This window comes from Coprococcus sp. BIOML-A2 (assembly GCF_009875795.1).
Taxonomy (GTDB): domain Bacteria; phylum Bacillota; class Clostridia; order Lachnospirales; family Lachnospiraceae; genus Coprococcus; species Coprococcus aceti.
On record NZ_WWSI01000001.1, the window covers coordinates 678,060 to 697,760 of the forward strand.

10 protein-coding genes are annotated in these 19,701 nt (G+C 45.9%); 9 read left to right on the forward strand and 1 reads right to left on the reverse strand.

Features of this window, described 5'->3' with window-relative positions:
* The first annotated feature begins 104 nt into the window (after window positions 1-104).
* The 3 genes from uvrB (at window position 105) to GT575_RS14880 (ending at window position 5,997) form a co-directional block, all read left to right on the forward strand.
* Window positions 105-2,093, forward strand: a complete 1,989-nt coding sequence (gene uvrB, locus GT575_RS03100; protein ID WP_161171459.1) for an excinuclease ABC subunit UvrB — start codon at window positions 105-107, stop codon at window positions 2,091-2,093.
* 126 nt (window positions 2,094-2,219) lie between these two features.
* Window positions 2,220-5,114 (forward strand): excinuclease ABC subunit UvrA, encoded by a 2,895-nt coding sequence (gene uvrA, locus GT575_RS03105; RefSeq protein ID WP_161171544.1) that lies wholly within the window; start codon window positions 2,220-2,222, stop codon window positions 5,112-5,114.
* 40 nt (window positions 5,115-5,154) lie between these two features.
* Window positions 5,155-5,997, forward strand: a complete 843-nt coding sequence (locus tag GT575_RS14880; RefSeq protein ID WP_192934929.1) for a hypothetical protein — start codon at window positions 5,155-5,157, stop codon at window positions 5,995-5,997.
* A gap of 188 nt (window positions 5,998-6,185) precedes the next feature.
* On the opposite strand, the gene fba is transcribed toward GT575_RS14880, so the two are convergent.
* Window positions 6,186-7,055, reverse strand: a complete 870-nt coding sequence (gene fba / locus GT575_RS03110) for a class II fructose-1,6-bisphosphate aldolase (RefSeq protein ID WP_022058049.1) — start codon at window positions 7,053-7,055, stop codon at window positions 6,186-6,188.
* Window positions 7,056-7,326: 271 nt separating this feature from the next.
* Between fba and GT575_RS03115 the strand changes: the two genes are divergently transcribed.
* The 6 genes from GT575_RS03115 (at window position 7,327) to GT575_RS03140 (ending at window position 19,691) form a co-directional block, all read left to right on the forward strand.
* Entirely contained in the window at window positions 7,327-9,978 is a 2,652-nt protein-coding gene (locus GT575_RS03115) for an ABC transporter ATP-binding protein/permease (protein ID WP_161171460.1), read from the forward strand.
* A 404-nt stretch (window positions 9,979-10,382) separates the two neighbouring features.
* The gene (locus tag GT575_RS03120; RefSeq protein WP_055146022.1) at window positions 10,383-11,438 is read left to right on the forward strand and encodes an iron-containing alcohol dehydrogenase family protein; all 1,056 of its coding nucleotides are present in this window, start codon (window positions 10,383-10,385) and stop codon (window positions 11,436-11,438) included.
* Window positions 11,439-11,548: 110 nt separating this feature from the next.
* On the forward strand, window positions 11,549-12,688 hold the full coding sequence (locus tag GT575_RS03125; protein WP_161171461.1) for a rhomboid family intramembrane serine protease: 1,140 nt from the start codon (window positions 11,549-11,551) through the stop codon (window positions 12,686-12,688).
* 156 nt (window positions 12,689-12,844) lie between these two features.
* Entirely contained in the window at window positions 12,845-14,473 is a 1,629-nt protein-coding gene (locus GT575_RS03130) for a hypothetical protein (protein WP_161171462.1), read from the forward strand.
* Window positions 14,474-14,503: 30 nt separating this feature from the next.
* Window positions 14,504-15,223 (forward strand): DUF6063 family protein, encoded by a 720-nt coding sequence (locus tag GT575_RS03135; protein ID WP_004852816.1) that lies wholly within the window; start codon window positions 14,504-14,506, stop codon window positions 15,221-15,223.
* Window positions 15,165-19,691 carry a hypothetical protein gene (locus GT575_RS03140; protein ID WP_243147811.1) on the forward strand — a complete coding sequence of 1,509 codons (4,527 nt, stop codon included), beginning with the start codon at window positions 15,165-15,167 and terminating at the stop codon, window positions 19,689-19,691. The genes GT575_RS03135 and GT575_RS03140 overlap by 59 nt, the downstream gene beginning before the upstream one ends.
* Window positions 19,692-19,701 lie beyond the last annotated feature (10 nt).

Genomic DNA, 19,701 nt, shown 5'->3' on the forward strand with positions numbered 1-19,701 from the left:
TTCAGGGCATAAATAAACTTGAGCAACTGCCGTGTTTTTACTTGATATGGGAACTAATGTTCGATATAATAGATGCAGGTTTTAGCCTAGAGTAGGAGACTTTTATGGATCATTTTGAATTGGTATCGGAATACAAGCCCACCGGAGATCAGCCGGAGGCAATAGAAAAATTGGTAAAGGGTTTTCAGGAAGGTAATCAGTTTGAGACGCTGCTGGGTGTAACCGGATCTGGTAAGACTTTTACCATGGCGAATGTCATACAGCAGCTGAATAAGCCCACGCTTATACTTGCACATAACAAGACTCTGGCGGCGCAGCTTTATGGGGAGATGAAGGAGTTTTTTCCGAACAATGCGGTGGAGTATTTTGTATCATACTACGATTATTATCAGCCGGAAGCATATGTGGCGTCTACGGATACTTATATTGCAAAGGATTCGTCTATTAATGACGATATTGACCGGATGAGACATAGCGCCACAGCAGCACTCATAGACAGAAAAGATGTCATAGTGGTTGCATCTGTATCGTGTATATATGGCATCGGTGATCCGAACGAGTACAGGAATCAGATGTTGTCGTTCAGAGTTGGCATGATAAAGGACAGAGATCAGGTCATCGATGAACTGACAGATATACAGTATGACAGGAATGACATGGATCTGCAGAGAGGCACATTCAGAGTGCGTGGGGATGTACTTGAGATAATTCCTGTGTCAACATTTGACGATGGAATAAGGATAGAATTCTTCGGGGATGAGATAGACAGGATCACAGAGTTTGATCCGCTCACCGGAGAGGGAAAGAGAGATCTGACATATACCTGTCTTTTCCCGGCGTCCCACTATGTGGTTGGACAGGAGAAGATGGAGAAGGCGCTGAAGAGGATAGAGGCGGAGCTCAAGGACAGAGTTGCTTACTTCAAGTCAAAGGATAAACTCATCGAGGCACAGCGTATCGAGGAGAGAACTAACTTTGATATGGAGATGATGAGAGAGACTGGATTTTGCTCTGGTATAGAGAACTATTCCGGTCCGCTGGCTGGAAGATCAGCCGGAGAGACGCCGAGCACACTGCTGGATTTCTTTGATGATGACTTTCTTCTTATTATAGATGAGTCACATATGACTGTGCCTCAGGTTGGCGCGATGTATTCGGGAGACCGATCCCGTAAGATGAATCTGGTTGACTATGGATTCAGGCTTCCATCTGCACTTGACAACAGGCCGCTCAACTTCTCGGAATTTGAGCAGAAGCTTGATCAGGTCATGTTTGTATCAGCCACACCGGGCAAATACGAGGAGGAGCACCAGATGCTTATGGCTGAACAAATCATCAGACCTACAGGACTTCTTGATCCGCCGGTTGAGGTCAGACCGGTGGAAGGTCAGATAGATGATCTGCTGAAAGAGGTTCGCAAGGAGACCGAGCAGGGACACAAGGTGCTTGTAACAACACTTACCAAGCGTATGGCTGAAGATCTCACCAGCTATATGAGAGATAATGATATAAAGGTGAAATATCTGCACTCGGATATAGACACTATGGAGAGGGTTGAGATAGTGAGAGATCTCCGTCTTGGCGTATTTGATGTGCTTGTTGGAATCAACCTTTTGAGAGAGGGACTTGATATACCGGAGATCACTCTGGTGGCAATACTGGATGCTGATAAGGAAGGTTTCCTGAGATCGGAGACATCACTCATCCAGACCATAGGAAGAGCAGCCCGAAATGTGGATGGACATGTCATCATGTATGCGGATACTATCACGGGTTCTATGAAGTATGCCCTCGATGAGACGAGCAGACGTCGTGAGATACAGCAGAAGTATAATGAGGAACATGGAATAACCCCTAAGACTATAGAGAAGAGCATAAGGGATCTCATAACCATAGAGGTGAAGAAGGAGGATCTTCCAGAGGAGGATAAGGACGCTGAGTCCATGACGAAGAAGGAGCTTCAGAAGGTTATCGCCAAGCTGACCAAGAAGATGAATATGGCGGCAGCAGACCTCAACTTTGAGGTGGCGGCAGAGATCAGGGATCAGCTCAAGGTGTATAAGGCGGCACTGAGAGATTATGATAAAGAATAGATGGATGCAGGGTAGATAATTAAGATATAACAAATATAAATGATAAAGAGAAAAGGTTAGATCAAGATGGAAGACAATAAGAATTATGAACGAAGTGAGCATCTGGAGAATATAACGGATGCGAGCATGAAAGATGATGATTATTTCAACGCCAGCAGGAATATTGACAGGAAGTATATTACTATTGAGGGCGCACGTGAAAATAATCTGAAGAATATCAATGTCAAGATTCCAAGGGACAAATTTGTTGTCGTGACAGGACTTTCGGGATCAGGTAAGTCTTCACTGGCATTTGACACGATATATGCGGAGGGACAGAGACGATATATGGAGTCGCTGTCCTCCTATGCGAGACAGTTCCTTGGACAGGCTGAGAAGCCGGACGTGGACAAGATAGAGGGACTTTCCCCTGCAATCTCCATAGATCAGAAGTCAACAAACAGAAATCCTCGATCCACAGTTGGCACTGTCACTGAGATATACGACTATTTCAGACTTCTCTATGCCAGAGTGGGAATACCACACTGCCCGAACTGTGGTAAGGTCATAAGCAGACAGACGGTTGACCAGATGGTGGATGAGATTATGAAGCTACCTGAGAGGACAAAGTTCATGGTGCTTGCGCCTGTGGTCAGAGGCCGAAAGGGAGAGCATGTAAAGCTGCTGGAGAAGGCAAAGAAGAGCGGATTTGTCAGAGTGGTTGTCGATGGCAGCATGTATGAGCTGTCGGAGGAGATAAAGCTCGATAAGAACAAGAAGCACAGTATAGATATAGTAGTCGATCGTCTGGTTGTAAGACAGGATGTGGAGAGGCGACTCACAGATTCCATAGAGACCGCACTTCAGCTTGCAGAGGGGCTTATGAAAATTGAGGTGATCGGGGAGAGGGATGAGAATGGTGTTCAGAAGGAGAATACCATTATCAATTTCTCAGACAGCTTTTCATGCCCGGATTGCGGAATCAGCATAGATGAGATAGAGCCGAGAAGCTTTTCGTTCAACAATCCATTTGGCGCATGCCCGACATGTGCAGGTCTTGGCTTCAAGATGGAATTTGATCCGGATCTTATGATACCCGATCAGAGTTTGTCGATAAATGATGGAGCCATAGTGGTTCTGGGATGGCAGTCGTGTAATGATGGCAAGAGCTATTCCAATGCCATACTCAGGGCACTCAGTGCGGAGTATGGATTCTCTCTTGATACACCATTTCAGGAATATCCACAGGATATAAAAGATCTCTTATTATATGGAAAGAACTCTCGCCCGGTTAAGGTGCATTATAAAGGACAGCGCGGGGAGGGAGTGTATGATATAACATTTGAGGGACTCATAAAGAGTGTTGCCAGAAGATACAGGGAGACATCTGCGGAGTCCACAAAGGCCGAGTATGAGACATTCATGACTGTAACTCCGTGTGAGGTCTGTGGTGGTAAGAGACTTAAGCCGACAGCCCTTGCTGTTACAGTTGGAGATAAGAATATTGCCGAACTTACAGAACTACCTATCACAGAACTTGCAAAGTTCATGAAAGATCTGGAACTCACTGACAGACAGAAGATGATAGGTGCGGCCATACTCAAGGAGATAAGGTCGAGACTGCATTTTCTTATTGATGTGGGACTTGACTATCTGTGTCTGAGTAGAGGTACAAGTACGCTCTCAGGTGGAGAGGCACAGAGAATAAGACTTGCCACGCAGATAGGTTCAGGTCTGGTCGGAGTTGCATATATTCTGGATGAGCCAAGTATCGGACTTCACCAGAGGGACAATGACAAGCTGATAGCAGCGCTCAAGAATCTGAGAGACCTTGGAAATACGCTTATCGTTGTAGAGCACGACGAGGATACCATGAGGGCGGCGGATCACATTATAGATATAGGACCGGGAGCCGGTGCAAATGGTGGATATGTGGTAGCTGAGGGTACGGCTGAAGACATTATGAAATGTGAGAATTCTATCACCGGTGACTACTTAAGTGGCAGGAAGAAGATAGAGGTTCCGGATGTGAGGAGAAAGCCAACCGGATGGCTCACTGTCAAGAATGCTTATGAGAACAATCTCAAGCATATAGATGTGGACATACCACTTGGAATCATGACATGTGTGACGGGTGTGTCTGGTTCAGGAAAGAGTTCTCTGGTAAATGAGATCTTGTACAAGAAGCTGGCGAGAAGACTCAACAAGAGCAGGATTAAAGCAGGAAAGCACGACCATATCATTGGCTATGATGCTTTGGATAAGATTATCAATATAGACCAGTCACCTATAGGTAGAACGCCGAGATCCAATCCGGCTACTTATACAGGTACATTTGATCTGATAAGGGATTTGTTTGCTGGAACCAAGGATGCCAAGGCAAGAGGTTACGGCAAGGGAAGATTCAGCTTCAATGTATCCGGAGGACGATGCGAGGCATGTCGTGGAGACGGAATAATCAAGATAGAGATGCATTTCCTGCCAGATATATATGTGCCATGTGAGGTGTGTGGAGGAAAGAGATACAACAGAGAGACTTTGGAGGTCAAGTACAAGGGCAAGAGTATCAATGAAGTTCTCGATATGACAGTTGATGAGGCGTGCGAGTTCTTTGCAAATGTTCCAAGGATACTGAGGAAGATAGATACTCTCCGCGATGTGGGACTCGGATATATCAAGCTTGGACAGCCGTCCACCACTTTGTCAGGAGGAGAGGCACAGAGAATCAAACTTGCAACTGAGCTGTCAAGACGTGGAACGGGAAAGACGATATATGTGCTTGATGAGCCAACCACGGGACTTCATTTTGCTGATGTGCACAGACTTGTGGATATACTCAGAAGGCTCAGCGAGGGCGGCAACACAGTTGTGGTTATCGAACATAATCTTGACGTTATCAAGACCGCAGATTATATTATTGACATGGGACCTGAAGGAGGTGCTGGCGGTGGAACGGTCATTGCCAGAGGAACTCCTGAGGAAGTTGCGAAGATACCTCAGTCCTATACAGGACAGTATCTGAAGAGGTATCTCGATATGTAAGGGATGTGTAGAATAATTACATCGGAGGTAGATGACGAACATGGATGAACAGAATAGAGTAGAAGATATTGACAGAGTTGATGGCGGGTCGACTTCTGAGCAGAATCTGGAGCAGGAAAAGGCTATGATGGCTGAGAATAGTCAGGCACAGAATGGTCAGGGTGTGCAGTCAGTTCAAGCACCATATAGTCAGGTAGCACAGCCAGCTCAGTCACTGTATCAGCATATGCCACAGTATGGCCAGCCGGTGCAGCAGCCATACCAGCCACAGTCGCAGTACGGTCAGCCAGCCCAGCAGCCATATCAGCCACAGTCACAGTATAGCCAGGGAGCACAGCCAATGCAGACACCATACCAGCAGATGCCGCAGTACGGCCAGCCGGTACAGCCAACGCCATACAACAACCCTATGGGTTATATGGGATATGAGAACAGGCAGAACATACCTGATGATGTGAAGAAGGGATCCACACATGTACCTAATATGTTAAACCTGATCGGCATTATCATGGCTGTTGTATCAGTATTTATTCCTTATGCTTATATGGGGACAGATGCCAGAAGCATAGTTGGAGTGTTTGGGATAAATGTACTGTCAATGCTTGTTGTGGCGGTAGTTATCATAGCAGACGTGATCTGTGCATTTATCAACAAGGCAGGCTGTTATATAGCAGACCTTGTTATATCTATAGTTGTTGGCGGAATATTGATATTTGAATTTGTTCTGTCATTGATAGATCTTGGAAAGCTAGATGCAGCGGCAAATGCAAGACTCGGAGTCGGTGCATGGATCAGCGTGGCAGCGGCACTTTTCATGCTGATATCAGTTCCTATATGGTGGACAATCAGCAGAAAAAAGGATAAGGCAGAGAAGCAAGATTAGAATTTAGAAATTTATATTAGTGAAGATAAAAAATAATATAAAAGAAAAACAAGTAAGAATAAGAACCCCATCATGGCTTGTACAAGCTGTGATGGGGTTCCTTTAAGTTTACGTGAGCGATACTTGTCCGAAAGCTGTCGAACAGTTTATCGTTACATTTGTTAATTGTTCTGTTAAAGATCTGTTAATTAGTCGTTAGCCTTACCAACTGATCCGAAGAGTTCCATCTTCTCCTTAACAGTAGCCTTGATAGCCTCGAAACCAGGAGCGAGAAGCTTTCTAGGATCAAATCCCTTGCCCTCAAGATCCTTACCAGCCTCGATGTACTTTCTTGTAGCATCTGCGAATGATAACTGGCACTCTGTGTTAACGTTGATCTTTGAAACGCCAAGTGAAATAGCCTTCTTGATCATGTCAGCTGGGATACCTGTACCACCGTGAAGAACTAATGGCATAACGCCTGTCTTCTGCTGGATAGCATCAAGTGTCTCAAAGCTAAGTCCCTTCCAGTTAGCTGGGTACTTACCATGGATGTTACCGATACCAGCAGCAAGCATATCAACGCCGAGATCAGCGATAGTCTTGCACTCCGCTGGATCAGCGCACTCGCCCATACCAATAACTCCGTCTTCCTCACCACCGATAGAACCAACCTCACACTCGATTGAGAGGCCAAGCTGATGAGCTACGTTAACGAGCTCTGTTGACTTAGCAAGGTTCTCCTCGAATGGATAGTGTGAACCATCGAACATGATTGAAGTAAATCCAGCCTTAACACACTTGTAGCATCCTTCGTATGTTCCGTGATCAAGGTGAAGAGCTACAGGAACTGTGATTCCAAGTGACTCATCCATAGCCTTAACCATTGCTGCAACTGTCTCAAATCCTGTCATATACTTTCCAGCGCCCTCTGAAACACCAAGGATAACAGGTGACTGAAGCTCCTGAGCTGTGAGGAGAACAGCCTTTGTCCACTCAAGGTTGTTGATGTTGAACTGACCTACTGCGTAGTGACCAGCCTTAGCTTTCTTTAACATTTCTGTTGCTGAAACTAACATTTGTAAAATCCTCCGTAAAATTATATTTGGATACAACGTACCCACTTACGCTGATTATACCCCATATAATAAGAAAATAAAAGAATTTTTAGCCAAAAGTTCAACATATAGTTAGTTTGAACTTATCGATAGAAAATAAAACATTTATAAAGAATAGCCTGCCTTAATTGCATTGAAAAAAAATAAATGCTATGATTTTCCAGTAATAATGACAAATCTATCAAAGTGTAATGCATATAGAACACAATATGATTTTTGTAAGGAGGATAGAATGCTTCAGCTTAAGAATATCGTGAAGGATTATCACACTGGTGATGAAGTTGTTCAGGCACTTAAGGGTGTATCTGTGAACTTTAGGAGAAATGAGTTCGTGTCCATACTTGGTCAGTCGGGTTGTGGAAAGACAACGCTTCTGAACATAGTGGGCGGACTGGATCAGTACACCAGTGGAGATCTGGTTATCAATGGCAAGTCGACAAAGGATTTCAAGTCAAGAGACTGGGATTCATATAGAAACAATTCAGTCGGATTTGTATTCCAGAGCTACAATCTGATACCGCATCAGTCGGTACTGTCAAATGTAGAGCTTGCGCTTACTTTGTCTGGAGTATCAAAGGCAGATAGAAGAAAGAGAGCGAAGGAGGTTTTGGAGAAGGTTGGTCTGGGAAATCAGATTCACAAGAAACCAAACCAGATGTCCGGTGGACAGATGCAGAGAGTTGCCATCGCCAGAGCACTCATAAACGATCCGGATATTCTGTTGGCTGATGAGCCAACGGGTGCACTTGACACAGAGACAAGTGTTCAGATCATGGAGCTGCTCAAAGAAATAGCCAAGGACAAGCTGGTTATTATGGTTACTCATAATCCGGAGCTGGCACAGCAGTACTCAACAAGGATCGTAAAGCTCCTCGATGGAAATATAATAGATGATTCCAATCCGTTTTCAGATGAGGACGAGGCGAAGGAGGATGACGGAAGTTATGCTCCGAGGAAGACCTCCATGAGTATGTTCACAGCGTTCTCGCTGAGTCTGAACAACCTCATGACAAAGAAGGGACGAACGTTCTTAACAGCATTTGCCGGAAGTATAGGAATCATAGGAATAGCACTTATATTGTCGCTATCGTCTGGATTCCAGAAGTATATCAACGATGTACAGGAGGAGACACTTGCCACATATCCAGTGCAGATAACGAAGAAAGCGATGGATTACGATGAGCTGCTCTCAAAGATGGTAGGTAACAACGAGGAGGATTCAGATCACAATCACGCTGGCGAGGACAAGATATATTCGGGAGATATCATGGGAGACATGCTCGTGTCCATGGTGTCAGATGTGAAGGAGAACGACCTTGAGTCATTTAAGAATTATATAGAAGACGATGCAAACGGCTTCACCAAGTATACAAGTGATATAACATACACGTATGACACGCCTTTGTATGTGTTCAACGAGAACAGTGCAAATGGCGGAGTTGCTCAGGTAAATCCAAGCACAACAATGGCAGACATGGGGTTTGGAGGTATGGCGGAGGCACAGGAGTCAACGGCAGATTTCATGTCGGCGTTTAGTTACGGCTCATCATCAATGGACATGTGGACACAGATGCTTGACAATGACACTCTGCTCAAGCAGCAGTATGATGTACTGGCAGGACACTGGCCGGAGAACAAGAACGAGGTTGTACTTGTCGTTGATAAGAACAACGAGATAAGTGATTTTACACTGTATACTCTTGGACTTAGGGATTCAAAAGAACTGAGCGATATGGTTTCAACCATACTTGCCGGCGGAGAGGCACCGGAGCTTGAGCAGATGGTGTTTACATACGATGACCTTCTTAATCTCAAGTTTAAGGTTGTGCTTCCGGGTGATCTGTACAAGAAGAATGATGATGGAACATACACAGATATGAGTTCTGATGCTGATTTTCTGAAGTCTGCAGTGGCCGGGGGCCTTGAAGTAAAGGTGTCGGCAGTAATCAGGGCTTCGGATAAAGCGTATGCAACTACCATGCAGCCGGGATATATAGGTTACACATCGGAGCTTGCCAATTACATAGTTTCAGAGAACGAGAAGACAGATGTACTCAAGGCTCAGATGGATAATCCTGATACTGACATATTTACAGGAATGCCATTTTCAGATGGCAAGGAACTGACAGCGGATGATGTGGATATGGATTCTGTTATGCAGCAGCTTATGGCTTCAGGTCAGGTTACTGAGGACATGCAGGCACAGATGGCGTCCATGACCAAGGATCAGCTCTTCGATATGCTCAAGGGTTACGGTTTCTTCCAGGAGTCAACATCTACTTATGAGGATAACATGTCAAAGCTTGGATATGCAGAGCTTGCAAAGCCGGCTTCCATCAACCTCTACTGTGCAGAATTTGCGGATAAGGACGAGATAACAAAGCTTATAGACAAGTACAACGAGGATTATCCTGACAAGGAGATCACATACACTGATTACATCGGAATCATGCTGTCATCGGTGACCAAGATCATCAACGCGATAACCTATGTACTCATTGCATTTGTGGCAATTTCATTGATAGTTTCATCCATCATGATCGGAATAATCACATATATCTCAGTTCTTGAGAGAACAAAGGAGATCGGTATTCTGCGAAGCATAGGAGCTTCAAAGAAGGATATCTCAAGAGTGTTCAATGCGGAGACATTTATAATAGGTCTCTTCTCAGGACTCATAGGAATCGGCGTGACGGTGCTGATCAATATACCGATCAGTAAGGTGATAGAGAGTTATATCAACGTTGCCGGTGTATCGGCGCTTCCTTGGAAGGGTGGAGTGATGCTGGTAATCATCAGCGTTATACTGACATTGATCGGAGGACTTATCCCATCGAGACTTGCAGCTAAGAAGGATCCTGTTATAGCGCTCAGAAGTGAGTAATTATAAATTATCTGAATACAAAAAGAAAAGGCTGCCATCTCTGGCAGCCTCTTCTTTTTGTATTAAAAGGGAGTGACTGCAACTACATTATGTGAGGGGAGGGTGTTGCAGTCGTTTATGAAAAAGGGGATGTAAACAACTCGCTTACGCTCTCGCTGTTTACAGTTAATAATATACCGAGAAAATGTGTTCTAATTTTGGAGAAGTTGTGTAGAAAATGTGTTTTTCGGGTAAAAATATGAAGATGCTGTAAGAAATTTAAAGGATATGAAAACAGCATAAGGCAGACATGGTTAGAAATTAGAAAGGTAAGTAAAGGTATGAGACAAAATGTGTATTGTCTTGTTTATTTTTGCTGATCATATAATGTATAATGGTAGAAATGTATTTAGGAGGATAAACAGATGGCAGGAAGTCATATAGCAATACCAACCATTCTTAAGATCGGAAAGGGAACCCTGAATGATCTGGGCAAATATATAAGTGCTTCCGGGATGAAGAATGCTGTTATTTATTTTGGAAATGGACTCATAGACATGTTTGGACAGCAGGTCATGGATTCTCTGAAGAAAGAAAATGTGACAGTTGTGGAGTACAGAGAGCTGGATTCCACCAATATAGAGGATATAATCAAGCTGGCATTTGATATAGATGCGAAGGCCCAGGTGATCGTGGGTATCGGCGGAGGAAAGGTTATTGATGTGGCAAAGTATGCGGCATATCTCAGAAAGCTTCCTTTTATAAGTATTCCGACATCGGCGTCATCGGACGGATTCTCAAGTGCCAGCGCATCACTTATGGTAAATGGACGGCGTACATCGGTGCCTGCAAGGATGGCATACGGAATCATAGCGGATACGGAGATCATTAAGTCTGCACCGGAGAGATTCCTTTACTCGGGAATCGGAGATATGGTATCCAAGATCACATCCCTCTATGACTGGCTCTTCGAGTCTGAACTGGGATACTCTGAGATGAACGATTTTGCAGTTATGATAGCGAAGAAGGCAGTGAACAGTTTCGTCAGAACACCATTTGAGACGATCAAGGATGACCTCTTCCTGAAGGAGCTTCTCGATTCCCTTGCCATGAGCGGTGTTGCTAATGAGATTGCAGGCGGAAGCACACCGACATCCGGAAGTGAACACCTGATCTCACATGCACTTGACAAGATGCTTGAACAGCCACAGCTCCATGGAATCCAGGTGGGAATTGCCACATATATCATGGCTGTTGTCCAGGATCACAGATATGTCAGGGTAAATGCAATATTTGAAAAGACTGGTTTCTGGGATTATGTAGCCACACTTGACCTCAAGAGAGAGGATTTTGCAAAGGCGATAGACATGGCTCCTCAGATCAAGCCTCACAGACACACATACCTTCACGAGGAGAACTACAGAGAACTTGCCAAGAAGGTTCTGTATGAGGACGAGGTACTTAAGAGAGTATTCGACTAAGAAAAAAGGTGTGAAGAATGGTACTGCAAGGTGGAAAAACAGTGTATCGTGTAAAACAATGAACAGTATGTGGATGCCAGCCGTGGAGGGCATTGTCAGGAGAGTATTATATGGAAGAAAACAATTTCGGCTATGGCTTTGAACATGATGACTATGGGAGATTTGAGCAGGATATTGACCAGGACACAGCATATGTGATCAGACCTGAGCAGATGGGCGGTGGAGCTTCCCCACAGCCACAGATAAAGAGGACGATCCCTATAGTTACGATTGCATTGATAGTGGCAAATGTCATAGCTGGCATCATGTGCATCGGTGTGGACAATTACTCCAGAACCGGTGGACTCAACTATCAGTACGTGAAGCTGAATGGCGAGTATGGACGACTTATATCGGCGATGTTCCTGCATTCTGGCTTTGATCATCTCTTTGGCAATATGTTTGCACTATATATGTTTGGCTCCACGGTGGAGAGAAAACTTGGCTCCCTGAGGACGACTATCATATACTTTGTATCAGGAATTGTTGCCGGGATCATATCCATGAATGTGTATCATATGACTGATCCTGACAGAATGCATTTCTCTATAGGAGCATCAGGGGCGGTGTTCGGAATCATATGTGCTGCTGTGTTCCTGACATTCATGGGCAACAGGAAAGCAAGCAGAAAAGATATGATGATATCCATAGTTGTTGTGGTCATATATGCTCTGTATACAAATGAGAAGAATATAGATATCTATGCGCATGTGGGTGGTGCGATCGTGGGAGGAATCCTTGCATTTGCACTGAATATCAAGCGGTGGGAGAAGTTTAGGGAGAACAAATTCTGCAAGCTTTTGGCAGTCATACTCACATTGTCCATGTGCGTGACAGGTATCGGTGAGGCGGGGATCGGCAAAGATGCAGCCGATATTCCGGATAAGAGGATAGATTATATAAAGGAACAGAAGATATTCCCGGATGGAGACACAACCTATGGGGATGGTCTGGATGCCTATTGCAGCGATGAACACTGGCAGGCATTTGTCGCGACGGACGGAAGTCAGATAGTGCAGTTTGAAGGGAATGCCACATATAAGGGGCAGCAGGTGACGGTCACAGTCCAGTTTCAGATAGAGGGTGACTGCGAGGGCTATCAGCCGGGATATGTCGGGCTGAATGATGTGGGACAGAACAGTGAGAGTGCCACGGAATTCATGTTGACAGTGTGTGGAAGATCGATAAATGAGCTGAAGTACGGAATATAAATATCGTTGTGTGAACAAAAGTGTCATGGTATACTAAATCTGTGTGTCCATATGCGGATAGAGAAGATAGGTGTCTCAGAATATGGGCAGATATATCAGGAAAAGTATATGGTATAAGATCTATTATAATCAGGAAAGTACAGAGATAGAGAAAACATGGCACTCAAATACGTGATGATAAATGACATAATTGAAGAACATAATGCAAGAATGCAGAATCTGAGGAAATATTACCCGTTTTTTGTTCTGGCTGAGACCACATTTGCGCAGTATAAGGAAGGTCGTTATGCACAGCTGGACATGGGTTATATAACCATGGCGATTCTGCGTTTTTTTATTCAGGAGAACAGCTTCAATGAGCGTGAAGTGTCATACGATGAATATGAGGAATTCATGGGGCAGCTCCTTGACCGTGATTTCGATGTGGAGATCGCGGGAGATGACAGGGCTGACCTGATAATGTATATATTTGACAAGATCAAGAACGACGGAAGAGCATTTGAATTCACGTTCTATGATCCGGGAAAGAAGCAGCGCAAGACGGGACGAGTGAAGCTGATAGACAGCCATATAGTGGATGGCAAGGTCCTGTATTTCATTACTGCGGATGGAATCGAATTCTATCTGGACACCAAGGAGATCAAGGACGAGAGCAAGATCAACGTGCAGCAGCTTCTTCTGGAAAAGATGATCGTTGGAGAGAACTTCCGTGGCGGTATCGAGGTCGTGCGCAGGATCAATAGCGAGGTGAGCAGGCTGATCCGCGAGAAGGATGAGATAGTAAATCTTCTGTCCATCGACGTGTTCAAGGGCGCGGAGGAGTACGAGAATTATATGAAGACCGTCGGCAAATGGTTCGCTGACGAGCAGAAGCTCTTTGCCAAGAACAAAGCTCTGGTGGACAAAGCGATCACTAAGGCGAGCTATGATAATATGGGCAAGGGCAACCTGAAAGCGATGGAGGAGATAAGCCAGCTTGAGCTTGAACTCAAGAGGACCATCATCAAGCACGGAAGTCTGATAAGCAGCACCATGGAGCTGCAGAACATATCGGACAATATCATACACAAGGCAAAGTTGCAGAAGCTTAGACCTGCATTTGACTTTGCAGGACAGCTTCAGAGTATCATAAAAGAGGACAGACCGGATAAGATACTCACCATACTTGCGCCTCTCTTCGCTCCGAGGATCGTGAAAACGTTCAGCATGACATCCATAGATCACATGCTCACGCTGAAGTCCGAGGACAATGCGAAGACCACAAAGGTGAAGAAGGAGCAGATTGATCCGAACTTCCGTTACGAAGATGAACTTCTCGATGAACAGATAAGTGCCAACTTCACAAAGCTGTTCCACGAACTCCTTGACCAGCTGAACAAATGGGGACATCTGAGTCTCAAGGAATTCAATGGAATACTTGAAGTTAAGTTTGGAAAAGAAATCTACGACAACAAAGATTACTATTCCTTCCTCACACACCTGGCTCAGAAGGACAGATACAGCGTGGATGAGATACTGGCAAAGCCGGACACTATGCTGGAGGGAATGCTGGTAGATCACATAGAGAGAATAAAGAAAGTTGACGAAAAAACGTTGGCGGCATCTGTATCTGGAGATCAGGCTGGTGGCAGCAGATCCGGTCTCTCCCGTGAGATGTATGCACCGGAACTCACACTGGATGCGTTCAGAGGCATGACATTTACACTGGAATTCCATCCAGACGAAGAGATACAGATTGGCGAGGACATGTACGTTACGGGAATTCAGTTTAACAAAACCAGCTGAGAGTGATTGTACGGAGAATAGGAGAAAAAGATGGAAAGTAAGAATCTGGACAAGGCGATAGAGATATATTCCAAGTTAATATCAGGTGAGGAGATCTGCAAGAAGCATCCCGACAACGGCCCGCTGTACGATGAATTCTACGGCAATGCCGAGGTGTACGACATCGTCATGAATATGATGAAGAAGATGAACCTGTCACTGTACGAGTACAATGACAGCTTGTATATAACAGCCGGAGAGGGCAACAGGGTATTTGGCTATACGAATGACGATATGAAGAAGCTTCTGGGACTTCGTCTGAACAAGGAGCTCTATCTGTGTTACTTCATTATGTATATGACACTTCTCTATTTTTACAAGGATTCATCCAGCTATCAGTTCAGGGAGTATGTGAAGTCAGAGAACATTATAGATGAGACAAGCAAATATCTTGCGGACATAACGAAGAAGCTTGATGTTCTGTCAACTGATGAGGTGGAGCAGGACAGCTTCAAGGCGATAGCGCTTCTGTGGGATGAGCTCCCGGCGGTGACGGGCAATCAGGAGGGCGACAGCGCCAGGGCGTCCAAGGCATCCCGGGCGGGTTATGTGAAGCTGGTGTTCAACTTCATGTCGGCCCAGCGGTTATTTGTGGAGAATGCGGACAGGTACTATCCGACAGACAGGATGAAGGCTTTGTCGGAGAACTATTTTGAGGAATACAGAGGACGGCTGTATCAGCTGCTTGGAGGTGAAGAAGAGGATGCCTAGTATCAACAGGATAAGGGTCAACAATGTAAAATATAACTTTGGTACACAGCAGTACGATGACTTCACCATGAGAATGTATGGCAAGAACACGCTGTATGATCTGGCAAATGGAGGAGGAAAGAGTATTCTCATGCTTCTGCTCCTTCAGAACCTGATACCGAACTGTACTCTGGATGAGAAGCAGCCTGTGGAGAAGCTTTTCCGTGCGGGCGGCGGCAACACAGTCATCCATTCGCTGATCGAGTGGAAGCTTGACGAGGCGGATATAAAGGATGGCTACAGATACATGACCACCGGATTCTGTGCCAGAAAGGCAAAGGATACGGCGGATGCCGGGGAGGTACAGAAGGACACTGCATCCATAGAGTATTTTAATTACTGCATTTTCTACAGGGAATATAACAAGAATGACATAGTGAACCTTCCTTTGTCGGAGGGGAATGAGAGGATCACATTCAACGGTTTAAAGACATATCTCAAGGATCTCGGACACAGGGATATGAGCCTGGAGGTCAGGGTATTTGACAAGAAGGGCGAGTACCAGAGATTTATAAGTGGCTATGGTCTCCACGAGAGCCACTGGGAAATCATACGAGGAATCAACAAGACAGAGGGGCATGTAAGAACGTATTTTGAGACAAATTACAGGACCACAAGGAAGGTCGTGGAGGATCTGCTTATAGAGGAGATCATAGAGAAGGCATTTGCCACAAAGACAGGACGAAACGGTGAGGAAGACACCATGGCAGAGACTCTTCTCGACATCAAGGACAAGCTGAACGTTCTGGCACAGAGAAAGCGTGACATAGCCAACTATGACCACCAGATAGAATTGATAAATGTGCTCGAGGGCAAGGTGAACTCATGCATAGGTCTCTACGAGGACAACGACAGGATATGTAAGGGCCTGGCCGATGTGTATGCCACAGGAAGGGCGTGTACACAGGAGGGCGACACCCATATGGAGGAGCTGGCGAAGGCAAAGGCTGACGCCGGGGAGCAGATGGAACAGCAGAACAAGCGTCTGGCAAATCTCAGGGTCACCAGGGATTATCTGCGCCTTGAGGACATGAACCGCAAGATGGATGACACTGCCACGCAGATAGAGGACAATGAGAAGAAGCTTGCGGAGCTGAAAAACCAGATCGGCTACAAGGAGAGTGCAAATGACTACCTTGTATACAGGGAGAATAAGCGACAGTACGAAGAGAGCAGACTGATAGTCGACAATATAAGAAACAACATCGGATCATCCAGTGAGAAGATGGCGGTGTATGCGTACAACAGACGCATCCGTGATGAGAAGAAGCTTGCAGAGCTCATGGCGGCAAGGGAAGAGGCCCAGACCAGCTATGATCACGCACTTGAGGAGGCGGAGTACTGCAGAAAGGTCATGAGGGAGGGCGAGATCGCCCAGGCGGTGGCGGAGAACAATATCGCTGATGCCACAGCCAAGATTGATGAGATAAGTGCCCGCATAAGTGAGCTGGCTGCATCGGTCAACCTGCTCGTAGTGGGTGATGTGAAGGATATGATGAACAAGGCTCAGGAGGAGTCTGACAGGATACTTGCTGAGATGACAGAGTTGGAGATAGCCATAGCAGATGGCAGGACAAAGCTGTACGATGACAGATACAGACTGACGACTGTGCAGGCTGAGTATGATGCGCTGGAAAGAAGCTGCGAGGATGCAAGGCTTGACGCCGAGGCGTACAGGCAGTCGGGAAGCCAGCTCGACAGCATCATGGCAGTATACTCTGTGGAGAATCCACAGGATATAACAGGTGTTATAAATGACAGGATTAGGGGCACCATAACAGAGACGATCAAGCGCCAGCAGGAGATCGACAGACTGACAAAGCTTGCGAAATGCTATGAGGATGGCAGACCATTTCCGCCGTCGGAGGGTGCTGAGACTGTGATAAACTACATCTCCACCAGACATGGGCTCATGGCCATGCATGGTGCGGATTATCTGTCGGCACTCCCGGGTGATACAAAGGAGGAGCTGCTTCAGGCAAATCCATACCTGCCGTACAGTGTTGTGACAAAGGGATTTGATAGTCTGGAGGACGATATAAATCTCGGTTCGATAGACACCGGCAGCGAATGTGTAATGGTGTACGATATGGATAAGCTTTCAGACTCAGCGATAGTTCCCGCCGAGAACATGCTTATCATAGGAAGAGACAGGAAATATTTCATGTCTAAGGACTCCATAGAGGACGCCAGAAAGGCAAATGCTGATAAAATAGCAGGTCTCACGGAGGAGATCAGTCTGATAAATGAGAAGCTTGCGACTTATCAGGAGGATCTTGCATTTGTCACAAGGCTTGTGGATGCGAGATATACAGGTGCCGAGGACAGGGAGAGAGAGCTGAACCAGGCACTGCTCGATAAGAAGGATGAGCTTGAGGAGCTTAAGACATCGATCAAGGTTACAGAGACGGAGCTTAAGAATAACACCGAGAGATATGGAGACCTGCAGCAGAGTCAGCAGAAGGAATCTGACAGAAGACAGACATTTGTCATGATAGAGCAGCTGTCGGATCTTGCAAGACCGGAGGAGCAGAGACTTGCCGAGTATAAGCAGAGGAAGTCTGACCTTGTGGCAAAGCTGTCAGGACTTCAGAGCGATGTGCTGAAGTGGTCGACGACGGTTGGAGAGACTGAGTCAAAGCTTGCGGGGCTTACAAGGAATATAGAGGATATCCAGTACAAGTGGACGGAGTATTTCGAACCGTATCTGCCGAAGTCTGAGAATGCGGGAGTTGCTGATAATACAGATGGTGCAGGCGTGGCTGCTGCGGCATGGCAGGACGGAATACCGGAGGAATACAAGGAGACTTTGGACATTTCAGATGAACGGCTTGAACAGGAATTTATGGCTATGCTGGCGGTTTCAAAGGAGCATGCGCCGGATCTTGAGGACAAGAAGAAGCTCATGGATGCGCTGAAGAAGTCAATGGACAGAATACAGAAGACCATAGAGAAGAGAGGCTTTGACATGGCGGTATTTGCCGGGGCAGGAGAGCTCTATCCGACGTCTGAGGACAATCTCAGGGAGATGGACGATGAGCTGGCAAGGCTCACGTTGATAGAGGCGTCGCTGATGCAGCAGCAGAAGGCTGACCAGAAGGCGTATAGCAAGCTTGAGGGAAGCATAGAGTATGCGATAGAGAACATCAACCGCACATACGGCGATGGCAGCTATGTACGTGAGGAGATATCTGCAGCCGATGCAGATACAGCCATAGCCAATGGAGATGCGGTGCTTGCGGATATGAACCGCATATTCAAAGAAGCTGAGAAGGCGTACAGCGATTACTATAAGCAGTATGGTTTCATGGTGGATCTGTACAAGGATGTAAAGAGAATAGTCGATACAAATGACATAGATGTGTCCGGTGGAAATGTACTGGATGAAGACATGGATACCCTCAGACAGTTATTTGAGACAAGTCTCATGAAGTACGACAGGAGCATGAAAGCCCTTGACCGCGCGAAGAATGAAATCATGAGATTCAAGGGACAGACGGCGGATACACTAGTGGAGATGGGTGTATTCGAGATGGCCAATACGATCAGACAGGATGTGCAGGTTCCGGATACCTATAGTCAGGCAAAGGAACTTCTGGCAAATCTTCTTCAGATTATTGAGTTCATCAAGCTGGAGAAGGAGCGCGTTGAGAAGGGTATCGAGGATATGGTTGCCATCAAGGAGAACTTCGAGAATCAGTGTGTACAGAGATGTATGGATGTGAAGACTGAGCTTGAGAAGCTTCCAAAGCTGTCACGTATCACGGTGGGCGATGATGTCATCAAGATGGTTGATCTCACCATACCTTACGTGAAGGATGAATTTGTAAAGCAGAGGATGTCTGATTATATAGATGACATAGTGAAGGGTGCGGATGCCTACGAGGATGAACGAAAGAGGATCAAGTACATCCGTGACTGTCTGGGCCTCAAGAAGCTGTTCGGTGTCATGGTCACAGATATGAATGCCATCAGACTCAATCTCTACAAGAGGGAGAGGATAAAGGAGCAGAGCCGGTATCTCAGGTATGAGGAAGCTGTTGGAAGTACAGGACAGTCCCAGGGTATCTACATCCAGTTCCTGGTTGCTGTCATCAACTACATTGCAGGAATGTACAGCCTGGCACCGGAGGAGTCGGTACAGTCTAAAACAATATTTATTGACAACCCGTTTGGTGCGGCGAAGGATATATACATATGGGAGCCTATATTTGCCATGCTGGCAGCCAACCATGTGCAGCTCATCGTACCTGCCCGTGGCGCGACCCCGGCCATCACAGGACGCTTTGATGTGAACTATATCCTGGGACAGCAGATGGTGGGCGGAAAGCAGCAGACGGTAGTGGTGGACTACACCAGTAAGACGGATCAGGAAGAACTGGAATATCAGGAACTTTCCTATGAGCAGGCGACCTTCGACTTCATCTAGGGGGATTCAG